The organism is Microcoleus sp. B5-D4 (genome assembly GCF_036705145.1).
Classification (GTDB): domain Bacteria; phylum Cyanobacteriota; class Cyanobacteriia; order Cyanobacteriales; family Microcoleaceae; genus Microcoleus.
This window is the reverse complement of record NZ_JAUBTV010000104.1, coordinates 1-22,839: the sequence shown is the minus strand read 5'-3', so window position 1 is coordinate 22,839 and position 22,839 is coordinate 1. Positions and strand designations below refer to the sequence as shown.

Genomic DNA, 22,839 nt, shown 5'->3' with positions numbered 1-22,839 from the left:
AGTCATGCCTGAGTCTGGCAGAAGGGACTTGCACCCTTATCAGACCGAGAGTTCAGCCTTGTGGCTGGAAACGTTATTTACGGACTGATTACCGTGATTCACGTTTCAACGAATCGCACTAAGATTCTTCATCCTGACCGTTATGCACGCGGTAAGACAGCTTGAAATCTTCGGGAAACTCTACACCAAAGAATGCTTCTGCCCGATAAATCTCCTCATCAGTAGCGCCAGGTCTGAGAGTTTTCAGCACTTGAGGTGCATTGGCTGCCAGCCAATTATCAATTCTTTCCCAAATTATTTTCATGAGAAAACTTCCGAAGCTGGAAACTCAGTCTATGCGAGAGTTCAGAGGAGAGCGAGATAGCGGTCTTAACCGCCTAAAATTAAAGCGGGTTGCTGACTCTCTTTGCCTGCTACTTTTTATCGACTCTAACGATCGCTCCGGTGATTATAGCAATTCTAACCACGCTCAACTGCTTCAATCTGAACCTTTTGTCCATCTTCTTTTCCCTCCTCTGCGTCCTCTGCGGTTCGTTCACTCTTTCCTGCATTAACCTCAATTTTTCGCGCCTGACGTTCCGACGCCGCTTTTTGTAGCATTTTTAATTTTTCGGGGTCAGCATTCGATCGCCAAAACAACTTATGATCCTTAATTTTAACGCAATTTTCCTCCAAACACTTCATCCATTCCCGATGTTTCTTAACTACGCCACGATCGAGAATACCTAACTTTTCTTCTTGGCGGGTGAGTTTCGCAAACTTGTCATAATGCGGATAACTCTCAGTAACAAAAGCTTCTTTTCTCACTAAAATTGGCGGATTGTACACATCAGAATAGTCTTGATAGCTCACAGAAAGGTCGCGCAAATCTATGTGCATAGAAGTGTGAAGGGCTGGATGCGGGTTAGTGTCAAAATCGGGATAAAATAGATAGGAAATCTGAGGTCTGCGAGCGTAAAATTTGATGATTGTCGCGCCGTCTAGTCTGCCAATTGTGCGGTTGGCGCAGCCTTCGTAGAGCCTGAGCAAAGGGTCTAGTTCTTCTAATGCAGAGACGTGAACTGAAAGAGTACCGGGCTGTTTGTAGCCGATCGCACTATCTTCGCAGCAATCCGCCACAATATCAGGTTTGCTCAGACTGTATAGCATTAAATCTGCCAAAGTGCAAGCTTTTTGATAATTGTCAAACAAACCTTTGATGTCGTTGCGGATTTGAGCTGGGAGTCGGCGCATTGAAGGTCTATCGCCCAAACCGTTCAGAGCCAGATACACCAGCAAATCTTGGCGGCGCTTGTCGGCGATTTTCTCCCAATCATCCGCATCCGTTGCTTGCAAAATCACCCTCCAAGCGCGATTAAAACTGTGAAATTCCTCCTTAATCGCCGATTCTTCCGCTAGTTCGCCTTTAACAGGAAGGCGGCCCCGATCGCTCACAAAAGCCATCAAAGGAGCCAACATTTCCGCATAATCCTCAAACCGCTTAACTTGCGATCGCACTCTGGGAGTTGATAAGTGCGATCGAAACCGAGAAGCACGAAAACTTTCACCCTCCGCTGCATCCCGAAACACAAAATAGATTCCCAAAGCCACAGGAATTGCATCAACATTCAAAACTTGGTCAATATAAACCTTCAACTCTTCCTGTTCGTAATACTTCTGAAAAGTATTCCGAGAAGTAATCACCCCATCCCCATAAGCAATTTGGCCTCGTTCGCTATCATCAATCAAAACTTGAGCCGCTACAACTAATAAACTCTTAGTTAATTCCCAAGCACTTAGCAAAGCTTCTCGGCGTTCCGCCAAAGATTCAATTACATTAATCACATAACCAATATTCACAATATCCGCACACATTCGCGGAGTATCCGGCTGATAGTATGGGTCCCAACCAGAAATAGCATAACCCTCTTGTGCAATATATTTAACATCCCCGCCGTAACCGCAACCGTAGTCAAAAAAAGTCGCGCCGTCCTTCGCTAAATCAGCTTCTAAAACCAGACGCAGGGGTTTAGAAAGAGAGTGGCGCACCATTGCAGCTTTGTGTCGCTCGATCTTAGGAATTGATAGCTCACTATTCTCCTGTTTCAAACGCTCGACAACAGTATGATCTTGAATTTCTACACCGCAATATCCCAAATATTTGAGCCAACCATTGCGAGTGCCGATAACGCTAGTATTGTCAAGCAGTCCCCACTTTTCCTCGCAGCGAGTCAGCCTCGCAAACTTTTCGTAATTGGGATAATCCGCCGCTACAAAAGTTTCCTTACGGTGCAAAACAGGGGGATTTTCGCTGTTGCTGTAATCGAAATATTTAACTTCCCCTGTTGCTAGATTAATTTGGATGCTGGTTTGCAAAGCAGGATGAGCATCTGTATCGAAATCAGGGTAAAAAAGATAAGAGATTTTAGGTTGATGGAGTGAAACTTTAACTAAAGTTGCTTCATCAATATTTTCGAGAGTGCGTCTGGCACAATTTTCGTAGATTCCGAGGACAGGATTGAGTGTCGCCAAAGCCGAAACGTGAACGTAAAAAGCCGTGGGTAATTTTTTTCCCACCTTGCTTTCCCGACAGCAGCGAGCCACTTTTGCTAGGAGATTGTCAGCACATAAATTATTGATTTCATCGGGCTGGTACGGCACAGCATTTACAGAAGTTTGCTCAGAGATAGCCTCGTTTTCATACAATAAAACTTCTCTAGCAAATGTCATCAAAGGCGTTAGAAGTTTTTCATCATTTTCTAATGAATCGCTATCTAAAATAGTGTTTGTACTGGTATCGTAATTCATAGCTAAATTAATTATTTTTTAAATTAACCGCAGAGAACGCAGAGGACACGGAGTGAAGAAAGAAACAAACAAAATTCCCCTCTTATAATTTTTATATTAAGGATGCAGCCTCCGTACCGTACCGCTTTATTTCTTAGTCTCAAGCGAGAGAAACTTCGTTTTTGTACTGGCGATTTTAATCGCCGACTAATATCGACTCCGAGCGAGTAATATCTTAACCAAACATTCGAGTTTCCACAAATTCTTGAACCCGGACTAAATGACTGGACAAACTCACTAATATGTTCTCAATCCTCTCCATATTTAACAATTCCACCTCTGGTGGTTCAGATTGAAAGCCTCGCGCTTGATGCTCCAATTGTGCGGCCAAATCCGACATTAGAGCAACTCCCACATTAGCAGAAGTTCCCTTGAGACGGTGTGCTTGATATTCCACAGCTTGCCAATCTTTAGCTTCTACAGCTATTTTGGCAGCAGCCATATCAGCTTGGGCGTCTGCCACAAAAGCTTGCAAAAGTCGCTCTGGCAATTTAATATTAACTCGTCCGAGTTGCTCCAATCTGCTCTTGTCGAACAGTCCGTCGTAGTCTCTATGTTCCCAAGTTTGAAGTGCGATCGCCCTTGGTGCCGGCCCAGCCACAACCTGCGCTTTTTCCACAACTTCTGTATAATTTGTTGCTAATTGAGATTTGTTGTCCGAATTAATACTTTTAACTCCATACTTATTTTCACCCTGAACATTTAGGGCTTCATACTTTTTCAGGGCCGCCGCCAAAGCATCTAAATCTACAGGTTTGCTGAGATAATCGTCCATCCCCGCCGCCAGACACTTTTCTCGTTCCCCCGGCATAGCATGAGCAGTTAAAGCCATCACAAAAGTATGCCGATCGCTTCCTTCGATTTGCCTCAACTTTTGCGCCGTTTTGTAACCGTCAAGTACCGGCATTTGACAGTCCATCAGCACTAAATCATAGCTTTTTTTTGCCAGCAAATCCAGCGCTTCTTGACCGTTCACCACGCAGTCAGCCTGATAGCCTAAAACTGCCAACTGTTCGACAATAACTTGTTGATTAATCGGGTGGTCTTCCGCCAGCAAAATTCTCAGCGATGATGGCGAATTGGGAGTAACATATTGAGAATTAACTGCTGGCAACTTGCAAGTATTAGCAGCCTCCAATCTCCCAAAATCTCCTGTTCCCTTCACCGGCGCCATTGCCTCAAGCAGGCGACTTGGCCGCACCGGCTCGATCAAATATCCGTTAAAACCATGACTGCAAAGCGATTCAGCCTTCGGCTGTTCCCGCAAAGCAGTCATGGCGATTAACGAGCCAACTGTCGAGGTCGATCGCACTTTCCTAGCAAATTCTTCCGCATCCAACTCCGGCATTTGCAAGTCCACAAGCACCACATCCCAGCTTTTTTCCCCCTCCCCCGAATTCTGAGAAATCCCGCGCTGGGCATTTTTCACCCAACTCAAAGCCTCAGCAACAGTTTCTGCCTCATCGCAGCGGGCCCCCCAACTTTGAGCGAGCGATCGCACCGCTGCCCTCCTCAAAGCGCTTCCAGAGACTACTAACAGCTTCTTGCCCACAAGTTCGGGATCATGAGGCTCAACTGGCAACTGTTTTTCCAAAGGTACAGTAAACCAAAAAGTAGCACCGCTGCCTAGCAAACTGCGAACTCCAATGTCCCCTCCCATCATCTCCACTAATTGCTTAGAAATAGCCAAACCCAAACCCGTCCCCCCGTAAGGCCTAGTAGGAGAATCGTCTACCTGAGAAAAAGATTGGAACAGTTTTGTTTGCCCTTCGGCCGAAATTCCAATGCCAGTATCCCGCACCGAAAAGAGCAATCTTGCTTCTTGTCTACCCTCTGCCAGTCGGTTGCCCTGTTTCACCGTTACGTGAATTAGAACTTGACCGCGATCGGTAAATTTTATGGCATTACCCGTCAAATTAAGCAAAACTTGCTTCAATCTGCCTGCGTCGCCCACCAACTTTCTCGGCACCGAACTGTCAACTAAAATATGCAATTCAATACCTTTTTCTTCTGCCAAATGCGCTATAATTTCTATCACAGACTCAACGCAAATATCCAAATCAAAATTAGACTTTTCCAGCCTCATTTCTCCCGCTTCAATCTTAGAGAAATCGAGGATATCATTAATAACATTTAGCAAATGTTCAGCACTGCGGTAAATCGTCTGAGCACAGTCCCGCTGTTTCTGTTCCAGAGGAGCGCGCAGCAGCAATTGAGCCATTGCCAAAACCCCATTCATCGGAGTGCGAATTTCGTGACTCATGTTCGCCAAGAATTGCGACTTCACCCGGCTAGCTTCTAAGGCAGTTTCCCGCGCTTCCACCAACTCATTAATCTTGTCGGCAACCATCACAATTCCCCCGACTTTCTCGTCTGGATCGTACCAAGGGTGAGCAGCCCACCGCAGGTACAGAACAGATCCGTCGGCTCGTTCCCAGGCATCTTCGCTCACAGAAACTACCTGACCTTTGAGCGCTTGTTGATACATTACTTTCCAGCGATTCGGTGTATCTGGAAACAATTCGTAATGGCTAAAATTATTCAGAGACGGCAACTTTAAATTAAATTGACTAACCCATTTTTTAGAGTTAGCCATATAGCGCATTTGTGTATCAAACATCGCCATTGCTACAGGCACGCAAGTAATAATTTGTCTCAGTTGCTGCCGTTCCCTTTCCAGAGCATATTCCGCCTGTTTCCGCTCAGTAATGTCGCTAATCATGCCGGCCATTCGCAGCGGTTTTCCTTGGGAATTCCGCTGAGCTTTTCCCTGAGAAGTGCAGTAGCGGTAAACACCGTTCGAGTGTAGCAGCCGGAATTCTACATTATAGTCTATTTCTTGTTCCAAGTGAGCGGCGATCGCCGCGACGATTCCCTCCTTGTCATCGGGGTGCAGGCGGTTGTATAGAGCTTCCATAGTCCTGCCAAATTGGTTTCGCGACAAACCGATAATTTCCAAAAGGCGATCGTTCCAATAAACCTCATTTTTACTTAAATCCCAATCCCAAATTCCGTCGTTCACTCCCTCTAAAACTAACCTGTACCGTTCCTCACTTTCCTTGAGTTTTTGACTGGTATGAAACGCCTGATATTCGGCGCGATAAACGCGCATGGCATTGTACAAACTGCGAGATAAACTATCGGAAGAAAGCTTATTTTTAGCGATATAATCCGAAGCTCCTGCCTTCATCAATTCTACAGCAATTTGTTCGTCGCCTTGACCTGTTAGCACAATTAAGGGAACTTTCAGCCCAGCTTCTCGTAGATTTTTTACCAAACTCAGCCCGTCTCCGTCCGGCAATCCGTAGTCGAGCAATACGCAGTCAAATTTGCACTCAAATATTTGATTTAATAGCAGCCCCTTTTCTTTATGATCAACCTCGCTTAAAGGTTGAGATTTATTGTGTTTGGAGAGTTTTGCGGTAGCCTGAGTAGAATTTTTGCTGACCGAGAGTTGGGCCAGGGCATCCGCGCAGTCTTCTGCTTCAGTAACTTCTGCCGAAACACCAGCGGACTTGAGCAAGCGTTTGATCGCCATGCGATCGACTGCATCGTCATCAACTATCAGAATTGTGAGAATTTTGTCCATAAGAACCGAATTGTGGATTACTCCGAAAAAGCTGAGGCCTACAACAAAAAGTAATTAAAATAAATGCACAACTGAAAAATCACCAAAGCCACCTTGAAACTTTTCCTGTTAAATTTTCTCTTATTTAGGGAATTTCGCTCAGCATCCAGTATCTGTTTAGGGTAGCCATCACTTCCACAAAGTTAGAAAAAGTCACAGGTTTAAGAATATAGCCCGCTACATTCAAATTATAAGCTTTTACTTTATCTCTATCTTCATTAGAAGTTGTGAGGACGATTACCGGAATCGACCTCAAACATTCATCCAGTCGCAATTCTTGCAAAAACTCGATCCCGCTCATTCTCGGCATATTCAAGTCCAGCAAAATCAACCGGCGCGCTTGAGGCATTGGAGGATCTATTTTTCCTTCTCCACGCAATATAGCGAGAGCTTCTAATCCATTGGCAGCAATGTAGAGGGGGTTGACGATGTTATTTTTTTTGAAAGCTCGCCGGACGTTCATCACATCAACCTCATCATCTTCTACCAAGAGAATATGAATTTTTTTGTCTTGCATAAATCAGCCATTTTATAGATGTTTTTTAAGCGCCCGTCTCGTTGGCGAGGTTTAGTCAGCACGGATCGCGAACCCAGCAGGTTTAATCTCTATTGTCCTTTGTCAAGAATCATTTATGCCGGGGCCGATGACGGTATCTACTGGCAGGGGTACTCGCCCCTCATTCGATTTTAGATTTTAGATTTTAGATTTTGGATTGACCCCACGGATAAATGCGGGGGCTTGAGGATTTTAGATTTTAGATTTTGGATTGATTCCACGGATAAATCTGGGGGCTTGTACCCTCAAGAAATTCTTGGTCAGAGAATGAGCGGTGCAGCCGAGATCCAAAAACTCGCCAATAACACCCGATCGAGCTACTGTAAAATCTAAAATTCATCTACCTTATTATTAATCGCCATGTCAGCCGATCGCAAACTCTACGAAGGCAAAGCCAAAATCCTCTACTCCACCGAAGACAGCGAAATTTTGCTGACCCACTTCAAAGACGACGCCACAGCCTTTAACGCCCAGAAACGCGGCAGCATCGTCGGCAAAGGTGAAATCAACTGCGCCGTATCCGCCCACCTGTTTCGGATGCTACAAGCCAAAGGCATTCCCACCCACTTCATCGACACGCCGGCCCCCAACCAAATGCGAGTCTGTCGCGTCCAAATCTTGCCCTTGGAAGTCGTCGTCAGAAACATTGCCGCCGGCAGTATTTGCAAGCAAACCGGACTCGCCCTCGGCACAATAGTCAACCCGCCGCTGGTGGAGTTTTATTACAAAAACGACGATTTGGGAGACCCGCTGCTGACCCGCGACAGGCTGCTGCTAATGCAGCTAGCCACCCCCGAACAAGTAGACCAACTAGAAATCGCCGCCCGCGAAATTAACGAAATACTCAAAGAATTTTTCACCGAGTGCGGCATCACCCTGGTAGACTTCAAACTAGAATTCGGTATCGACCAACATCAAAATCTGATCCTCGCCGACGAAATCAGTCCCGACACCTGCCGCCTCTGGGACAACGCAGAAGCAGACCCCGACGCCCGTGTTATGGACAAAGACCGATTCCGCCGCGACTTAGGATCGGTAGAAACCGCTTACCAGCAAGTTCTCCAACGGGTTCTCGCTCAGAAAGTCTAGAGGCCTTGGTAATGCGCTAGAATTGCACAGTTTGTCACCCTTCTGTTTTCGATGTCAGCAATCAGCGGTCAACAGTCATCAATTAGCGGTCAGCGCGAAATTCCACCGACTTATATAACTAATGACTAATGACTAATGAATAATGACTAATGTGGTGTGTGGATTGCCCAAAAAAGTGAACAAAAATGCGTTTATCTGCTGTATTGGTGGCAGTTTTTACTGCCTCAGCAACATTCGGGTTATCAAATTCTGCTTCCGGCCAAACATCCTACTCTGAATCAGCAGAGGAAGCTTTGGCTGCCGTTGTACCCGCCCCGTCGATCGAATTACCCGATCGCCCCATTCCAGAATTAACCCAAAACCCTCCTCAAAACCGCAAAGCCGCTAAAACTAGCAAAGAGGAAGCCCTAACAATAGCGGAGGCCCCTGCCAGAGGAGAAGGCGAGGAACCCCCAAACCAAGTCACAGACCCGCCCTCCCCGGTTTCACCTCCGCTCCTTCAACTCCAACCCCAGCTAGCATCCAACCCCTCCCCCGCATCTAGCAGCCAAAACGCCCTGCCACAGGCACAACAGGACAGCTCGCTCCCCCCCAAGGAAGCGGCTGTAACGCCCGCCTGGATCGCAGCAGAGCTAGGGAAACCACAGGAATCAGGGACGATCGCTCAAAACGCCCAAGTTCCGACAATACCGGCCCCGACGGGACCGCCCGCTAACACCGTTCCCCCATTGTCCCCTGGCCGGGCACCGCAGCCGAGACAAACCCCCGCACCCGCAGGGGCGGCAGAACCGCAAGTGCTAGTTGCAGAAGTGACAGTCACCGGGGCGACGGAAGACTTGGAAACCGAAATTTACCGAGTCATCAGCACCCAACCAGGACGCACGACCAACCGCAGCCAACTGCAACAAGACATCAACGCCATTTTTGCCACAGGCTTTTTCAGAAATGTGCGGGCAGTACCGGAAGACACCCCGTTGGGCGTCCGGGTGACTTTTATTGTCCAGCCAAATCCGGTGCTGCGGGGAGTGACAATCACCGGTCAGCAAGTCCTGCCCCAAAGCGTAATTGACGAAAGCTTCCGCGATCAATACGGCAAAATTCTCAACCTCCGCCGCTTTGAAGAGGGAGTGAAAAAAATTAATGCGTGGTATCAAGAGAACGGCTATGTTTTGGGCCAAATCACTGATGCCCCGCAAGTAGCAGACGACGGCACTGTCACCCTGGTAGTGGCAGAAGGCCAGATCGAATCCGTTGATGTCCGCTTCCTGAACAAGGAGGGAGAGGCAACAGATGCCACCGGTCAGCCGATCGGAGGCAACACCCGTCAGTTTGTCATCACCCGCGAAGTAGAACTCAAGCCCGGAGACATCTTTAACCGCACCAAGGCGGAAAGAGATTTGAGACGGGTGTTTGGTTTGGGAATTTTTGAAGACGTGCGACTTGCCTTGGAACCGGGAACGACTGACCCCCGCAAAGCAAGGGTAATTGTCAACGTCATTGAGAAAAATACTGGTTCTCTAGCCGCGGGTGCGGGTTTGAGTTCCGCGACGGGTTTGTTCGGTACGCTGAGTTACCAGCAGCAAAACTTGAGAGGTAGGAACCAGAAATTGGGGGCTGAAGTACAAATCGGGGAACGCCAAAATCTGTTTGACTTGAGTTTTACAGATCCCTGGATTGCGGGCGATCCTTACCGGACTTCTTATACGATTAATGCGTTTAGAAGACGATCGATCAGCGTGATTTTTGACGGCGGCGAACGGGAAGTCAGATTACCCAACGAGGATCGACCCCGCATCAATCGCACCGGGGCCGGCATCAATTTCACCCGTCCTCTGTCGCGCAATCCTTTTGCCGATTCTGAGTGGACTGCTTCAGTCGGTTTGCAGTACCAGCGAGTCTCAATTACCGATCGCAAAGGCAGGCGCGAATCCGAGGACGAACTCGGCAACCTGTTGAGTTTTAGCGATTCGGGTTCGGATGACTTGACAACTTTGCAAGCAGGTGTTGTGCGCGATCGGCGCAACGACCCCCTCCGCCCCACTAGCGGTTCCCTGCTCAGATTTGGGATGGAACAATCGATTCCTGTAGGTTCCGGCAGCATCCTCTTAAACCGCCTGCGGGCCAGCTACAGCTTGTACCTACCAGTCAAGTACACTAACTTTACCGCCGGCCCTCAAACCCTGGCATTCAGTTTTAGGGGCGGCACCGTATTCGGAGATTTGCCTCCATACGAAGCCTTTGCCTTGGGCGGCGCCAACTCGGTGCGCGGATACGACGAAGGCGACATGGGAGCCGGGCGCAGCTTCCTAGAAGCCAGCGTTGAGTACCGTTTCCCGATTATTTCGTTTATCGGCGGAGCGCTATTTTTGGATGCTGGCACTGACTTGGGCACAGGCAAAGATGTCCCGGGCGACCCGGCAGGTATCCGCGAAAAGCCCGGTAGCGGTTACGGTTACGGCATCGGCGTGCGGGTTCAATCTCCTTTAGGGCCGATCCGCATCGATTACGGTATCAACGACACCGGCGACAATCAAATTCACTTTGGGATTGGTGAGCGATTCTAAGTTGGCAGTTGGCAGTTGGCAGTTGGCAGTTGACAGTTGACAGTTGGCAGTTGGCAGTTGGCAGTTGACAGTTGGCTTGACAATTGACAGTTGACAGTTGACAGTTGACTACTAACTACTGACTACTAACTAATGACTACTAACTAATGACTAATGACTAATGACTAATGACTAATGATTATTGAACGTACCCTAAAATCTGAATTTGAACTGTCGGGAATCGGTTTGCACAGCGGCGAACCAACTCGCGTCCGAGTTTTGCCTGCAGAGGTTGGGGAAGGCCGCTATTTTGTCAGAATTGACTTGCCCGGTGCTCCGATAATTCCTGCAAAAATTGAGGCAGTTTGTCAGACTGCACTTTCAACTGAACTGGCTGGTATCGATGCTCAAATTCGCACTGTAGAGCATCTATTAGCCGCTTTGGCGGGGATGGGAGCGGATAATGCTCGAATTGAGGTTGATGGGCCGGAAGTACCTCTGCTGGACGGTTCGGCTCTGGTTTGGGTAGAGGCGATCGCCCATACCGGCTTAGTTCCTCAAGAATCGAAGCAAGACCCCACTTCCTCCTTCGTCCTAGAAAATCCAATTTGGGTGCGTCACGGGGATGCTTTTGCAGCGGCTTTACCGTTAGCCGAAACTCGATTTAGTTACGGAATTGATTTTGAGGAACAGGCGATCGGCAATCAATGGTACAGTTGGTCGCCAGAAGCAGAAAGTTTTGCGACGGCGATCGCCCCAGCCCGCACTTTTGGACTTGCTCGCCAAGTTGACCAATTGCGACAAGCAGGTTTGATCAAAGGTGGTACCCTAGAGAACGCCCTAGTTTGCGATCGATCCGGCTGGCTCAACCCGCCTTTGAGATTTGCCAACGAACCGGTGCGCCATAAAATCCTAGACTTAGTAGGCGACCTCAGTCTGCTCGGAACTTGGCCAAAAGCTCACTACTTGGCTTACAAAGCCAGTCACAACCTGCACGTCCAACTCGCCCAAGCCCTGAAATCGCAAGCTCTAGCTACCCTAGATAAAAGTTAGGAAAAAACAAGGTGATATTCTGTTAAGATTGCATCTTCCTTCTGACTTCTGCCTTCTGCAATACCACACTCAAAAGTCTTCAAGTAATGTCTACGCTGACTGAAGTTAACACCCTCAATACTGCTAATTCTGAATCCGTTCCCACCGAGAACGGTGATGATTCTCCAGCGGTTAAATCTACTTTTACTCTCGAAGAAGTTCAGAAATTATTGCCTCATCGCTATCCTTTTGCACTGGTTGACAAGATTGTTGCTTACGTGCCGTCGGAGAAGGCTGTAGGAATTAAAAATGTGACTTTCAACGAACCGCATTTTCAAGGGCATTTCCCCGGACGGCCGATTATGCCTGGAGTATTAATTGTCGAAGCGATGGCTCAAGTTGGCGGTATTGTTCTGGCTCAGTTGCCTGACATCAAGCAAGGATTGTGGATGTTTACCGGAATTGATCAAGTCAAGTTCCGTCGTCAGGTTGTACCGGGCGATCAGTTGCTAATGACTGTAGAATTGCTGTGGGTAAAACGCCGCCGCTTCGCAAAAATGCAGGCTCTGGCTGAAGTAGATGGACAAAAAGTTTGTGAAGGGGAATTGACGTTTTCGATGGTAGATTAAATTGGGGAATTGGTAACGGGTAATTGGTAATTTATAACTAAGAACAGCCAACAGACAACAGCCAACAGTCAACAGACAACGGACAACAGCCAACTGACAACTGACAACTGAAAAATGCTTACTTTGATTCACCCAACTGCTGTGATTCATCCCCGCGCTGAACTTCACCCGACTGTAGAAGTGGGAGCTTATGCTGTAATTGGGGAAAGAGTGAAAATCGGGCCGGAGACTAAGATTGGCGCTCATGCAATTATCGACGGGCTAACAGAAATAGGCGCTCGCAATCAAATTTTCCCCGGTGCGGCGATTGGTTTGGAACCTCAAGATTTGAAATACGAGGGTTCTCTGACTAGGGTGAAAATTGGCGACAACAATCTCATTCGGGAATACGTGACAATTAACCGCGCTACTGGAGCCGGAGAAAGCACGACTATTGGCAATCATAATCTATTGATGGCTTATGTTCATGTGGGACACAATTGCGCGATCGCCGATCGAGTAATTATCGCCAATGCTGTAGCCTTAGCCGGACACGTTAAAATCGAGTCTCAAGCCCGATTGAGCGGTGTTTTGGGCGTTCACCAGTTTGTCCACATCGGCCGCTTGTCTATGGTGGGCGGCTTGAGCAGGATCGATCGAGACGTACCTCCTTATATGCTAGTCGAGGGGAATCCTTCGAGAGTGCGAGCAATCAACAAAATAGGCCTCGAACGCGCCGGTTTTACTGCAGAAGATTTGCTAGTTTTGAAGAAAACTTTTCGTATTTTATACCGTTCTGGCTACACTCTCGATCGAGCTTTGGAACAGTTGGATTTGTTGCCAGAAAACGCCCACTTGCAGCACCTGCGGAGATTTGTGCAGCAGTCTATAACCAAAGGGCGGCGCGGTTTGATTCCAGGCAAGAAGTGAATGAGGTAGAATAAACCTATGAACTAAGCGACTGTTGCCCTATGAATGTATATACTTCAGTCAAATCTACATACCCTGAAACAGAACAAGATGGCTGCATTAGGTTATCAGATGTTAGTTGGGAGCAATTTGAAGCGATAGAAGCAGCTTTTAAAGATGTCAGAGGTGTGAAATTTTTCTATCTCGATAAAATACTGCAAATTATGACTGTCTCGCCCGAACACGAAATAATCAAGAAAACTCTCTGTATGCTGCTAGAGGCATATATGAGAGCAAATGGGATTAGATTTTACGGCAAGGGCGGCCCGACTCTAGGTAACAGAGAATTAGGCGGTAGAAAAGAGCCGGATGATTCCTATGATATAGGAACCCAAAAAATAGTCCCAGATATTGCTATTGAAGTGGTAATTACCAGTGGCGGGATAAATACTCTAGAGTTCTACAAAAGATTGGGAGTTCGGGAAGTCTGGTTTTGGCAAAATAGTCAGTTATCTCTCTATTACTTAACAGGTGAAAATTATGAGCAGATTTCCCGGAGTACATTCCTTCCCGCTCTGGACTTAGAATTACTGCTACGCTGTGCTAAGGAGCCCGATCAATATGATGCTGTTACCGAGTTATTAGCCAACATCTCACCTGTATAAATTCACAATATGAAAATTTTTATCAGCACTGGTGAGGTTTCGGGCGATTTGCAAGGAGCTTTGTTAGTTGCAGCCTTAAAACGTCACGCTGTCGCGGCTGGTTTGGAGTTAGAAATAACAGGATTGGGCGGCCCTCGTATGGCGGAAGCTGGGGCTACTATTTTAGGCGATACTTTGGGCATTGGTTCTATGGGCCTTATAGAATCAGTGCCGTATATTTGGCCAACGATCCAAGTTCAGCAAAAAGCTAAACAATATCTCAAAAACTTCCGCCCCGATGCTGTTGTATTGATTGATTATTTGACTCCAAATCTCGGTATTGGCAGCTACATCCGCCGCTGTTTGCCTGATTTGCCGGTGGTTTGGTACATCGCACCTCAAGAATGGGTTTGGTCGATTTCTCCTCGCAATACTGATCTGATTGTCAATATTTGCGACCAACTTTTGGCAATTTTCCCCGAAGAAGCTTGTTATTATCAAAAAAAAGGAGCCGAAGTGAGTTGGGTTGGCCATCCTTTGGTGGATAGAATGCAATCTGCGCCCAGCCGGGAAGTTGCCCGCAAAACTTTGGGAATTGGGCCGGAACAGGTGTCGATCGCCCTAATTCCCGCTTCCAGACACCAAGAACTCAAGTACCTGATGCCGGTTATATTTGAGGCTGCTCAAATTATTCAAGCTAAATTGCCGGAAGTTCATTTTTGGATTCCGCTTGCTAATCAAGCTTTTCGCAGCAAAATCGAACAGGCGATCGAGAATTACGGTTTGCGGGCTACTTTGTTAGAAAATCAAACTCTGGAAATCTTGGCTGCTGCCGATCTGGCGATCGCTAAATCTGGTACTGTTAATCTGGAGCTAGCTTTGCTCGACGTTCCGCAAGTTGTCGCCTACCGCGTCAGTCCGATTACGGCGGTTATTGCTCGCCACGTGCTGAAATTTTCGATTCCTTTTATGTCTCCGCCCAATTTGGTGCAAATGAAGCCGATCGTCCCGGAGTTGCTGCAAGACGAGGCGACTGCGGAAAATATAGTGAATCACGCACTGGAATTGCTGCAAAATGCCGATCGACGCCAGCAAACTTTGGCAGGTTATCGGGAAATGCGCGAAAGTCTCGGAGATGTGGGTGTGTGCGATCGGGCTGCTGCAGAAATAATGAAAAATGTCAAATTAAATACAGCTTATTAAAGCATTTTTTGTATTTAAAAGTTATGTATAAACCCGGTTCCTTTGTGGCTGACTGGTGGACAAACCCACGATTTATTACCAGAAAAGCGGTTGATTTCCTTAATTTCTATTAAAGCAACTTTGTTATTGAAATGTTATGCCAAGCAATCGGAAAAAGCGACCGATCGCTGTTGATTTATTTGCAGGTGCGGGCGGCATGACTCTGGGCTTTGAACAAGCAGGTTTTGATGTACTTGCATCAGTCGAAATTGACCCTATTCACTGCGCCACACACGAGTTTAATTTCCCGCTGTGTTCTATTCTGTGCAAAGATGTCACACAGCTTACGGGATCGGAAATTCGGAAAAAATCGGCGATCGGGCGGCGCGAGATAGACGTAGTAATCAGCGGTTCGCCCTGTCAAGGATTCTCCATGATGGGCAAGCGCGATGTGGACGACCCACGAAATTCTCTAATTTTTCACTTTCAGCGCTTAGTTTTGGAGCTAAAACCCAAGTTCTTTGTAATGGAAAATGTGCCGGGAATTGCATCAGGAGAACACAAAGAACTCCTGAATGTTTTAATTAGCTCTTTTCTGAAATGTGGCTATAAAGTAGAAGAAAATTATCAAGTTCTCAACGCCGTTAACTATGGAGTGCCACAAGCTCGCAAACGATTGTTTTTGATTGGGTGCAAAGAAGGTTATGAGCTACCAAAATACCCTCAGCAAACTACTATACTGCCCAAAATTAAAATTCCTAAACGCTATAAAAAAATTAATTTACCTGCTGTCCCGACAGTTTGGGATGCGATTGGAGATTTGCCGGATGTGGAAAAGTACAGCGAGTTGCTGCACCGAGATTGGGTCAGGGCGGAGTACGGAAAGTGCAGCACTTATGCGAGTATAATGCGCGGAATTGATGGTTTGGATGATGATTATTCCTACGATCGCGAGTACGATCGACAAATCCTCTCTTGTAGTTTACGAACTAAACATTCTCAGGAATGTATGGAAAGGTTTCAGGCGGCAAAACACGGCGAAAAAGAGCCGATCAGCCGTTTTTACAAGCTTCACCCCGACGGAGTTTGCAACACTCTCAGGGCCGGAACCGACAGGGCGAGGGGGGCTTATACTTCGCCGAGGCCGATTCACCCGATCGCCCCTCGGTGCATTACAGTCAGAGAAGCTGCGCGACTGCATTCCTATCCTGACTGGTTTAGATTTCACGTCACAAAATGGCACGGTTTTCGCCAAGTCGGAAATTCTGTACCGCCGCTATTGGCGAAAGCTGTCGCAGCGCAGATTATTAGCGCTTTGGGCGTGGAAGCAATTAAGCCGAGTCTCAAACTAACCTGGGGAGATGATTCGTTGCTTAAACTGAATTGGTCAGAAGCAGAACAATATTATATCAAAAGTTAAGAATTAGATTGACAGCGTATATGCAGGGCTACCCCCAATTAAGCGCGGGTTTAGCGTCGCCTGTATCAGTGAACACAGTTCGATGACCAGCACGAGATGTCCCCAGTAGTTAAACAAACCGGGAATGTATTCCGGCGCGCTGTGCAGTTTTTTCAAGGTAAAAGTGGGAACTATTTCGACTACTGATCTGCAATCCAAGGCGTAGCCTCCCATACATAAAATAGCCAAATAAACATCTGGATATCAGAGGAGATTTGAGATCGTGAAAGTGTGCCGGAAAACATTTTGATAAATTTCGCTGAGTTTTGCAACAATTAGGAGTCTTTTGGAATTCTAGAGCTATTGTGTAAAAAGTGTATTTTCAGGAGACTCAAATACTATGGGTTGGTTTAAAAGACTGTTCGGACTCGAAAAGCCTGAAGCCCCGGCTGAACCGATGGCACAAGTAGTACAGCAAGCAGCACAAGCGCAATCCATCGCTCCTGCTAAAGTCGGCCCAGACGGAAATTTTGACGAAAGCGGCCTCGCGAAGAGGGTGGCTTTAGCTTTTGACAGCGATCCAGAAGTTGCTGATATCGAGACTGTTTATGTGGCTCAGCTCAGCAGCACGGTTGTTCTCAAAGGTCAAGTTCCCAGTCAGGAAATTCTCGACAAGTTGGTGGCGATCGCCTCTGCTGAAGAAGGCGCAACAAACGTGCAAACCGATCAGGTGACAGTTGGCTAGTTCTGCGGAACCGAAGCAGTTTCGCTCCGGGTGCTGCTCGAATTAGTCAAAAACTCGATTAAACCCGCTGCGGCGGGTTTTTTCTTGCCGTCTCCCCCCTCCAAATATTAATTTTTGTAAATAGAACCGATTCATCTCAAAAAACCGTATAATTGAATACAGAAACTAAAAAAGTTTTAGCCCAGAAAACCAACCCTGACCTGACTGCCCTTTTTATCTCCATAAATATAAGGATCAAAAAATATGAAACTCACTTATCGCGGTTCAAACTACGAGTACGACATTCCGACAGTTGATATGGTCGAAGGCGAAGTCGCGGGCAAATACCGGGGGCAAAACTGGAACTATCGGTATCCGAGACACATTCCCAACCCCAAAAAATACGGCGGCCCAAACTATACCAAAAAGCGAGATGCTCAATCGGGCGATCGGGATGTCGCAGCAGCTCGCGCCTCGGCGAGGGGGGAATATTACCCAACAGTTGTGGAAGTGGCGCAGGTGCACCAAGCGAATCTTTGCAATATTCTCGATCGTAGAAAGCAAGCAGCCAAAGCCAAGGGCGATGAAACACTGCTGCGCTTGCTAGAAATTGAGTCGAGACACATGGTGTGTTAGAGAAAAAGCTTCAGAAAACAAAGCGTTTGTAAAGAGGGGGGAAATCGAGTTAATCTCAATTTCCCCCTTTTGATGCTGTTTGTGCGATCGAATTCTCCTTTCCCCACAGCGCGCACGGCGATGTATTATTTATTTGGTTGCCCATTAATTTTCCTACAAAACTTTATAAATTCTTGAAAACTAAGTAAGTGATCAGAATTGGCCTCAATTCTCGCTATCAGTTGTTTAAGGTAATATTCTTCTTGTACTTCCATCGGTTTAGATTTACGGTAAGAAAAACTCTTGTTTGACGCAGAACTACGCTCTTTGAAAATTTCTCTAAGATAACCTTCATGAAACAGAGCTTTTGTTTTATATCCAAAAATATCCTTTGTATTTTCTTCATCTTGCACAAATTCACTAGCTAAGTCTTCGGGATTACTTTTGCTTACATCAAAATATTCGATGTATTGTGTCAAAGTTGGATTATTTTGTGGATGTCTGACAAAGAAATTCCTATTGCCTAAAAACCAAGTTTCAATACAAACTTTCTGGACAATAATTTCTAGTTGGCAATTTTCCGGTAATGTTTTAAAAGGTTTATCTTGTAATTCTAACTTAATTTGCTCATCAGCTTCCGCTTTTTTCTCTGCAACTGTAAAACGGTCTGCATCTGTAAATAGTACCAAGTAATTATATTTAGGAAAACCGTTAATATCTTGGATAGCATTAGCAGCAACTCTGTAGCAACTAGGAACGCCCATATCACTTACGTAATAATAGTTATTCTGATTTACAGCATCAAAACTATCCACTTCTGTCAAGTCTGGAAGAAGTACAGATAACCACTTTTTATAAACAATCGGTTCTGTCTTCCCTTCAAATACAAAATAGAAGTTCATACTATGATTGTTTTTCGAGAATTTTGGTTAATTGAATAAATGCGTCTTGTTTAGATTTACCCAAATGATAATCGGAGGCATTACAAATTCTAATATGTCCGCCCTGTCGAGTCACAATTTTCCAATATTCATACGGAATATTATTGATAATGTAAGGGTGATGGCTTGTTGCAATAAATTGTAAGGTTTTATTTTCGTGAATCAGGTCATCAGTCAAGATGTCAATACAATTTATCCCTAAACTATTTTCAAATTCATCAATCAATATTACCGAACCTTCATTTGCCAGAAACATTTCGGCTATATGAATAATTGTACGCAACATCCCCGAAGACATCCTATCTTCTCTAATCCATTTTGGTACAGATTTCTCTTTTATAGAAATACCAGGCTGAATTTTCCCAGCAATTGCTTTAGGCAAGATGTCAGTTTTAAAATGCTCAACTTTTAGATCTCCGATTTGTGGAAAAATGTCAATAAATCGTGACTTTATTTTTTCATAAATATCTAACTTGTTTTCATAAGTCAGATATAGTTTAGTTCTAATATCCTCATCACTATTGACTATGCTGTCTAAGGTTTTGTATTTATTTTTGAGCGATTGCAAAGATTGGTTTGAGTTTATAAAACGCCTACCGTTTATTGTATGATCGCGATATTCTATTTTATTTAGAGCATCAAAGGCTTCTTTAATCACACTTTCTTCTTTCAAAATATATATCATTGATTGATGCGAAGAAAGTTTAGGCATTGGGCTATTTTTAAACCTAATTTCTTCCAAATCTCGCTGAAGAATTAAAAGCTGATTGTTTGAGGTCAATCTTTCATAAATTAAAGAAGATTTTTCTCGCTCATCTTGTTTTTCTTTTTCATCATCCTCAAAACTTAGTTCATTTGTTTCAACAGTATCAAAACCACCTTCCCAAATAAATTCAGTACCGTTTACCGTAGAAAATCTGATTTTCCATTCAAACCCATTTATAGCTTTTCCATTTGCAATACGTCTTAAATCGATAATGGCACGCAGGATTTGGGTTTTGCCTGCACCTGATACGCCTACTAAAAGGGTTAAATTTGATGAAAACTTAATTTCATCAAAATCCCACTCCCAAAAATTATTTTTGAGTCTAAGTGAAATAATCTTCATAATTTAAAAGGGTTTTTATTGTTCATATGACCCAACGTATTTGCATTTTTGCAATCAAGTAATATTCGGGATAATTATAAGCTCTACGCTTTATTTATAAACCATTAAGAAGCCTTGTGTCAATACCGACTTTGGGAGACCCACTCCTGAAAAAGAAACCGGGTTTTTCACGAGCGTTCAAGGCTCAAATGCAGTAATTTCGTAAAAAACCCGGTTTCTGATTATCACCATCACCCCTTGACACAAACCACCTGCTTCAAAGTCGCCACAACTTCCACCAAATCCGACTGCTGACTCATCACCTCATCAATCGGCTTATAAGCCCCCGGAATTTCATCTAAAAATTGCTCATCTTTCCGGCACTCAACCCCCTCAGTCTGCCGCACAAAATCATCAAGAGTGAATACATTCTTTGCTTGAGTGCGAGACATCAAGCGCCCCGCACCGTGACTGCAACTACAGTAACTCTCAACATTTCCCTTCCCTTTAACAATAAAAGATTTCGCCCCCATCGAACCCGGAATAATCCCGTAATCCTCTACATCCGCGCGCACGGCACCCTTGCGAGTAACATACACATCTTCCCCAAAATGCACCTCTTTTTCCGCGTAATTGTGGTGGCAATTCACCTCTAATAACGGCTTAACAGATTTGCCGCCCGCGACGTGCTTTTCCACAATTCGCTTAAACCGATTCATCATTACATCGCGATTAAAACGAGCATAATCTTGCGCCCACTGCAAATCGTGCCAGTAAGCGGCAAACTCGCGCGTACCCGCTACAAAATAAGCCAAATCTTTGTCAGCCAGATTAATTTCTGCTAGTTTAGCTAAATCTTTAGCAGTCTCGATGTGCTGCTGTGCGAGCAAATTTCCAATGCCGCGAGAACCGGAATGCAGCATCAGCCAAACAAAGTTTTCAGTATCAACGCAAACCTCAATAAAATGATTACCGCCGCCGAGGGAACCCATTTGTTTTAAGGCTTTATTGTTTTGGTGCTGCACGCCTTGATGAAGTTCCTTAAACTCGCCCCATCCTTGCCAGTTGGTGACAGTTTTTTCTACTTCCTTGTTTTCCGCAAATCCCACGGGAATTGCGGCTTCGATATCGAGGCGAATTTGTTTGAGTTTGCCTTCTAATTTGTTGGCGGTGAAAGGCATTTTAATGGCAGCCATCCCGCAACCAAGATCAACGCCCACAGCAGCCGGAATAATCGCTTCTTTTGTGGCAATTACTGAACCGACTAAAGCACCTTTTCCTAAATGTACGTCGGGCATTAGTGCGACGTGTTTGAATACAAATGGCAAAGATGCTACGTTTGCGGTCATCTTGGTTTCTTTTTCGCCTAGGGCGTGATTTGCCCAAGATAATACTGGTTTTGGGGCTGATATGTCTAATTTTTCGTAGGGCATTTTTATTGAGATTTATTTTGCTGATTACTCTGTAGTATATATTGTAGCATAAATAATTTATGATGTCAAATTCACCTTACTGGCTGATTTTATTACGGTGCGTCAGCTTAACATCAAATGCAGCACCGATATTGTTTGTGAGTCCGACAGTCCGACAGGGAATGAATTCCCAGTCTCATAGCTAAAGTCCTCTAAAAGAGGACTGAAATCGATCGCACTTTCCGTCAAACTCTACAGTCGGTTTTAACCGACAGTCCGACAGGGAATGAATTCCCAGTCTCATAGCTAAAGTCCTCTGAAAGAGGACTAAAATCCCTCGCACTTCCCGTCAAAATCTACAGTCGGTTTTAACCGACTTTCGCTATGAGGCAGGGGTTGAAACCCCTGCCGGACTGCGGGAAAGCGAGTCAAAAGCTAACACGGCACAAGAAGCGTCCTGTATTGGAAATCCTTAAGAAATGCCTAAAGATTGAATTAATAATTTACTGTACGGTGCGGATTCTTGTACCTTCGCCAGCGAACCAAACAACTCTTTTCCCCCGAAGATAACTAATGTCTTCTGTTTAGAGTCAGGTTGTTGACTCAGGACTTGTGAGTGAACGGACAGAATGCTATCTGAATCAAATCGATAAAAACAGTCCAAGTCGCTGCAAAGCCCTTCTTCAACATCCTTGAGAGTAGGGTAAAGTTCTTTACACGAGCGCGGTTCATGACCGCTTAAAATCAGTTCATCTGATATCTCCATTTTTTTAAGATCGATTAAATACATTCTTCCTTGAACCGTGTCAATTAGAAGGCGATCGTCTGATAGGTAGCACATAGAGTACCTAAACCAGTCATCCGAATCAGGACAAGGGCATTCGCATATTCCAAGTAGATTGCAGTCAGGAAAACTGAATCGGCTGATTTGTCGATCGTAATTATTTATAACCACAAATTCGCCACCAGCAGGATGAAATTCTGGAGGCGCTGTGTCATAGAGACAGGGAACCTCGACGGCATGAATTCTCGTACCATCATCATAAAGGCAGTAGATTTGCTGTCCGTGCTGACCGGCAGCAGCATAAAGAGCTAAAATGTGATTTTCTGGGTGCGGGTGAAACGAGAAAGAACTGCCGGCGCCAAGAGGGTCTTTGAGCAAAAGTTGTCGCTGGATTTGCCACGAACTGGTATCGCGAATTTGAATCTCGACTTGCTTCATTTCAATTAATTTCATGCACCAAAAACGCACGCCGTCTGCATCAAACCAGCAGTCCTGAAATCCATTCTTGTTATGCAAATGTGAAACTTTAACAGGAGGGTTAGGTAGCTGTTCTTCAAAAACTAGCTGGTTTTCTGCTGTCAAAATTGCTAAGTGATTGCCATTGGCCATAATTGCTGCCAGCAAATCGCCTTTGGGACTGATGGCTAAACAGCTAATTGCATCGGGAAGCTGGTATTCGTATTTTGGCGACAAGTTGCGCTCGACTAAAGTGACTTTTTTGCGATCGCCACTGACGATAGTCGCCCACTCGGAATTAATGGGTTGATTTATGTAGGAAAACGACTAGTACAGCTCGGCGTAAGTAGACAGACTATATTTGTGGTAGAATGACATAGTTAGTTTAGACCAGTTTCGGTAGG

General features: G+C 45.5%; 19 protein-coding genes. 10 read left to right on the top strand and 9 right to left on the bottom strand.

Translation table 11 applies throughout. The features are described from left to right. Positions 1-118: 118 nt before the first annotated feature. The 4 genes from QUB10_RS30130 to QUB10_RS30115 all read right to left on the bottom strand — a co-directional run bounded on the left by QUB10_RS30130 (position 119) and on the right by QUB10_RS30115 (position 6,971). Entirely contained in the window at positions 119-304 is a 186-nt protein-coding gene (locus tag QUB10_RS30130) for an SMI1/KNR4 family protein (RefSeq protein WP_333206864.1), read from the bottom strand. Positions 305-459: 155 nt separating this feature from the next. After that, complete coding sequence (locus QUB10_RS30125) at positions 460-2,787, bottom strand: DNA phosphorothioation-associated putative methyltransferase (RefSeq protein WP_333206863.1); 2,328 nt, start codon at positions 2,785-2,787, stop codon at positions 460-462. Positions 2,788-3,001: 214 nt separating this feature from the next. Continuing rightward, positions 3,002-6,415 carry a response regulator gene (locus QUB10_RS30120; RefSeq protein WP_333206862.1) on the bottom strand — a complete coding sequence of 1,138 codons (3,414 nt, stop codon included), beginning with the start codon at positions 6,413-6,415 and terminating at the stop codon, positions 3,002-3,004. Between the two features lie 124 nt (positions 6,416-6,539). Beyond that, a complete protein-coding gene (locus tag QUB10_RS30115; RefSeq protein ID WP_333076249.1) occupies positions 6,540-6,971 on the bottom strand; it encodes a response regulator in 432 nt (143 codons plus the stop codon). Between the two features lie 399 nt (positions 6,972-7,370). Between QUB10_RS30115 and purC the strand changes: the two genes are divergently transcribed. The 8 genes from purC (at position 7,371) to QUB10_RS30075 (ending at position 16,437) form a co-directional block, all read left to right on the top strand. Beyond that, positions 7,371-8,099 carry a phosphoribosylaminoimidazolesuccinocarboxamide synthase gene (purC, locus tag QUB10_RS30110; RefSeq protein ID WP_333206861.1) on the top strand — a complete coding sequence of 243 codons (729 nt, stop codon included), beginning with the start codon at positions 7,371-7,373 and terminating at the stop codon, positions 8,097-8,099. A 185-nt stretch (positions 8,100-8,284) separates the two neighbouring features. After that, complete coding sequence (locus tag QUB10_RS30105; RefSeq protein ID WP_333206860.1) at positions 8,285-10,663, top strand: BamA/TamA family outer membrane protein; 2,379 nt, start codon at positions 8,285-8,287, stop codon at positions 10,661-10,663. Between the two features lie 174 nt (positions 10,664-10,837). Further along, a complete protein-coding gene (lpxC, locus tag QUB10_RS30100) occupies positions 10,838-11,695 on the top strand; it encodes a UDP-3-O-acyl-N-acetylglucosamine deacetylase (protein WP_333206859.1) in 858 nt (285 codons plus the stop codon). 86 nt (positions 11,696-11,781) lie between these two features. Continuing rightward, positions 11,782-12,303, top strand: a complete 522-nt coding sequence (gene fabZ, locus QUB10_RS30095) for a 3-hydroxyacyl-ACP dehydratase FabZ (protein WP_333206858.1) — start codon at positions 11,782-11,784, stop codon at positions 12,301-12,303. 114 nt (positions 12,304-12,417) lie between these two features. Beyond that, the gene (gene lpxA, locus QUB10_RS30090) at positions 12,418-13,212 is read left to right on the top strand and encodes an acyl-ACP--UDP-N-acetylglucosamine O-acyltransferase (RefSeq protein WP_333206857.1); all 795 of its coding nucleotides are present in this window, start codon (positions 12,418-12,420) and stop codon (positions 13,210-13,212) included. A gap of 41 nt (positions 13,213-13,253) precedes the next feature. Then, positions 13,254-13,856 carry a Uma2 family endonuclease gene (locus tag QUB10_RS30085; RefSeq protein ID WP_333206856.1) on the top strand — a complete coding sequence of 201 codons (603 nt, stop codon included), beginning with the start codon at positions 13,254-13,256 and terminating at the stop codon, positions 13,854-13,856. Between the two features lie 9 nt (positions 13,857-13,865). Continuing rightward, a complete protein-coding gene (gene lpxB / locus QUB10_RS30080) occupies positions 13,866-15,038 on the top strand; it encodes a lipid-A-disaccharide synthase (protein ID WP_333206855.1) in 1,173 nt (390 codons plus the stop codon). A gap of 136 nt (positions 15,039-15,174) precedes the next feature. Further along, entirely contained in the window at positions 15,175-16,437 is a 1,263-nt protein-coding gene (locus QUB10_RS30075; RefSeq protein ID WP_333206854.1) for a DNA cytosine methyltransferase, read from the top strand. A gap of 3 nt (positions 16,438-16,440) precedes the next feature. Here QUB10_RS30075 and QUB10_RS34340 read toward each other — a convergent pair whose 3' ends face one another. Next, positions 16,441-16,650, bottom strand: a complete 210-nt coding sequence (locus tag QUB10_RS34340) for a chemotaxis protein CheW (RefSeq protein ID WP_445300802.1) — start codon at positions 16,648-16,650, stop codon at positions 16,441-16,443. 166 nt (positions 16,651-16,816) lie between these two features. Between QUB10_RS34340 and QUB10_RS30070 the strand changes: the two genes are divergently transcribed. Beyond that, a complete protein-coding gene (locus tag QUB10_RS30070; protein ID WP_333206853.1) occupies positions 16,817-17,161 on the top strand; it encodes a BON domain-containing protein in 345 nt (114 codons plus the stop codon). Positions 17,162-17,404: 243 nt separating this feature from the next. Next, on the top strand, positions 17,405-17,776 hold the full coding sequence (locus QUB10_RS30065; RefSeq protein ID WP_333206852.1) for a DUF4278 domain-containing protein: 372 nt from the start codon (positions 17,405-17,407) through the stop codon (positions 17,774-17,776). A 125-nt stretch (positions 17,777-17,901) separates the two neighbouring features. Here QUB10_RS30065 and QUB10_RS30060 read toward each other — a convergent pair whose 3' ends face one another. From QUB10_RS30060 to QUB10_RS30045, 4 genes are all read right to left on the bottom strand, one after another. Beyond that, positions 17,902-18,657 carry a hypothetical protein gene (locus QUB10_RS30060; protein WP_333206851.1) on the bottom strand — a complete coding sequence of 252 codons (756 nt, stop codon included), beginning with the start codon at positions 18,655-18,657 and terminating at the stop codon, positions 17,902-17,904. Between the two features lies 1 nt (position 18,658). Beyond that, the gene (locus QUB10_RS30055; protein WP_333206850.1) at positions 18,659-19,804 is read right to left on the bottom strand and encodes an AAA family ATPase; all 1,146 of its coding nucleotides are present in this window, start codon (positions 19,802-19,804) and stop codon (positions 18,659-18,661) included. A 230-nt stretch (positions 19,805-20,034) separates the two neighbouring features. Then, on the bottom strand, positions 20,035-21,216 hold the full coding sequence (locus QUB10_RS30050; protein ID WP_333206849.1) for an RtcB family protein: 1,182 nt from the start codon (positions 21,214-21,216) through the stop codon (positions 20,035-20,037). A gap of 451 nt (positions 21,217-21,667) precedes the next feature. Then, a complete protein-coding gene (locus QUB10_RS30045) occupies positions 21,668-22,672 on the bottom strand; it encodes a hypothetical protein (RefSeq protein WP_333206848.1) in 1,005 nt (334 codons plus the stop codon). Between the last annotated feature and the right edge of the window lie 167 nt (positions 22,673-22,839).

What these genes read in the sequence shown, in the direction of transcription:
- QUB10_RS30130 (WP_333206864.1), bottom strand. Translation starts at nt 304, where the DNA reads ATGAAAATAATTTGGGAAAGAATTGATAATTGGCTGGCAGCCAATGCA.
- QUB10_RS30125 (WP_333206863.1), bottom strand. Translation starts at nt 2,787, where the DNA reads ATGAATTACGATACCAGTACAAACACTATTTTAGATAGCGATTCATTA.
- QUB10_RS30120 (WP_333206862.1), bottom strand. Translation starts at nt 6,415, where the DNA reads ATGGACAAAATTCTCACAATTCTGATAGTTGATGACGATGCAGTCGAT.
- QUB10_RS30115 (WP_333076249.1), bottom strand. Translation starts at nt 6,971, where the DNA reads ATGCAAGACAAAAAAATTCATATTCTCTTGGTAGAAGATGATGAGGTT.
- purC (WP_333206861.1), top strand. Translation starts at nt 7,371, where the DNA reads ATGTCAGCCGATCGCAAACTCTACGAAGGCAAAGCCAAAATCCTCTAC.
- QUB10_RS30105 (WP_333206860.1), top strand. Translation starts at nt 8,285, where the DNA reads ATGCGTTTATCTGCTGTATTGGTGGCAGTTTTTACTGCCTCAGCAACA.
- lpxC (WP_333206859.1), top strand. Translation starts at nt 10,838, where the DNA reads ATGATTATTGAACGTACCCTAAAATCTGAATTTGAACTGTCGGGAATC.
- fabZ (WP_333206858.1), top strand. Translation starts at nt 11,782, where the DNA reads ATGTCTACGCTGACTGAAGTTAACACCCTCAATACTGCTAATTCTGAA.
- lpxA (WP_333206857.1), top strand. Translation starts at nt 12,418, where the DNA reads ATGCTTACTTTGATTCACCCAACTGCTGTGATTCATCCCCGCGCTGAA.
- QUB10_RS30085 (WP_333206856.1), top strand. Translation starts at nt 13,254, where the DNA reads ATGAATGTATATACTTCAGTCAAATCTACATACCCTGAAACAGAACAA.
- lpxB (WP_333206855.1), top strand. Translation starts at nt 13,866, where the DNA reads ATGAAAATTTTTATCAGCACTGGTGAGGTTTCGGGCGATTTGCAAGGA.
- QUB10_RS30075 (WP_333206854.1), top strand. Translation starts at nt 15,175, where the DNA reads ATGCCAAGCAATCGGAAAAAGCGACCGATCGCTGTTGATTTATTTGCA.
- QUB10_RS34340 (WP_445300802.1), bottom strand. Translation starts at nt 16,650, where the DNA reads ATGGGAGGCTACGCCTTGGATTGCAGATCAGTAGTCGAAATAGTTCCC.
- QUB10_RS30070 (WP_333206853.1), top strand. Translation starts at nt 16,817, where the DNA reads ATGGGTTGGTTTAAAAGACTGTTCGGACTCGAAAAGCCTGAAGCCCCG.
- QUB10_RS30065 (WP_333206852.1), top strand. Translation starts at nt 17,405, where the DNA reads ATGAAACTCACTTATCGCGGTTCAAACTACGAGTACGACATTCCGACA.
- QUB10_RS30060 (WP_333206851.1), bottom strand. Translation starts at nt 18,657, where the DNA reads ATGAACTTCTATTTTGTATTTGAAGGGAAGACAGAACCGATTGTTTAT.
- QUB10_RS30055 (WP_333206850.1), bottom strand. Translation starts at nt 19,804, where the DNA reads ATGAAGATTATTTCACTTAGACTCAAAAATAATTTTTGGGAGTGGGAT.
- QUB10_RS30050 (WP_333206849.1), bottom strand. Translation starts at nt 21,216, where the DNA reads ATGCCCTACGAAAAATTAGACATATCAGCCCCAAAACCAGTATTATCT.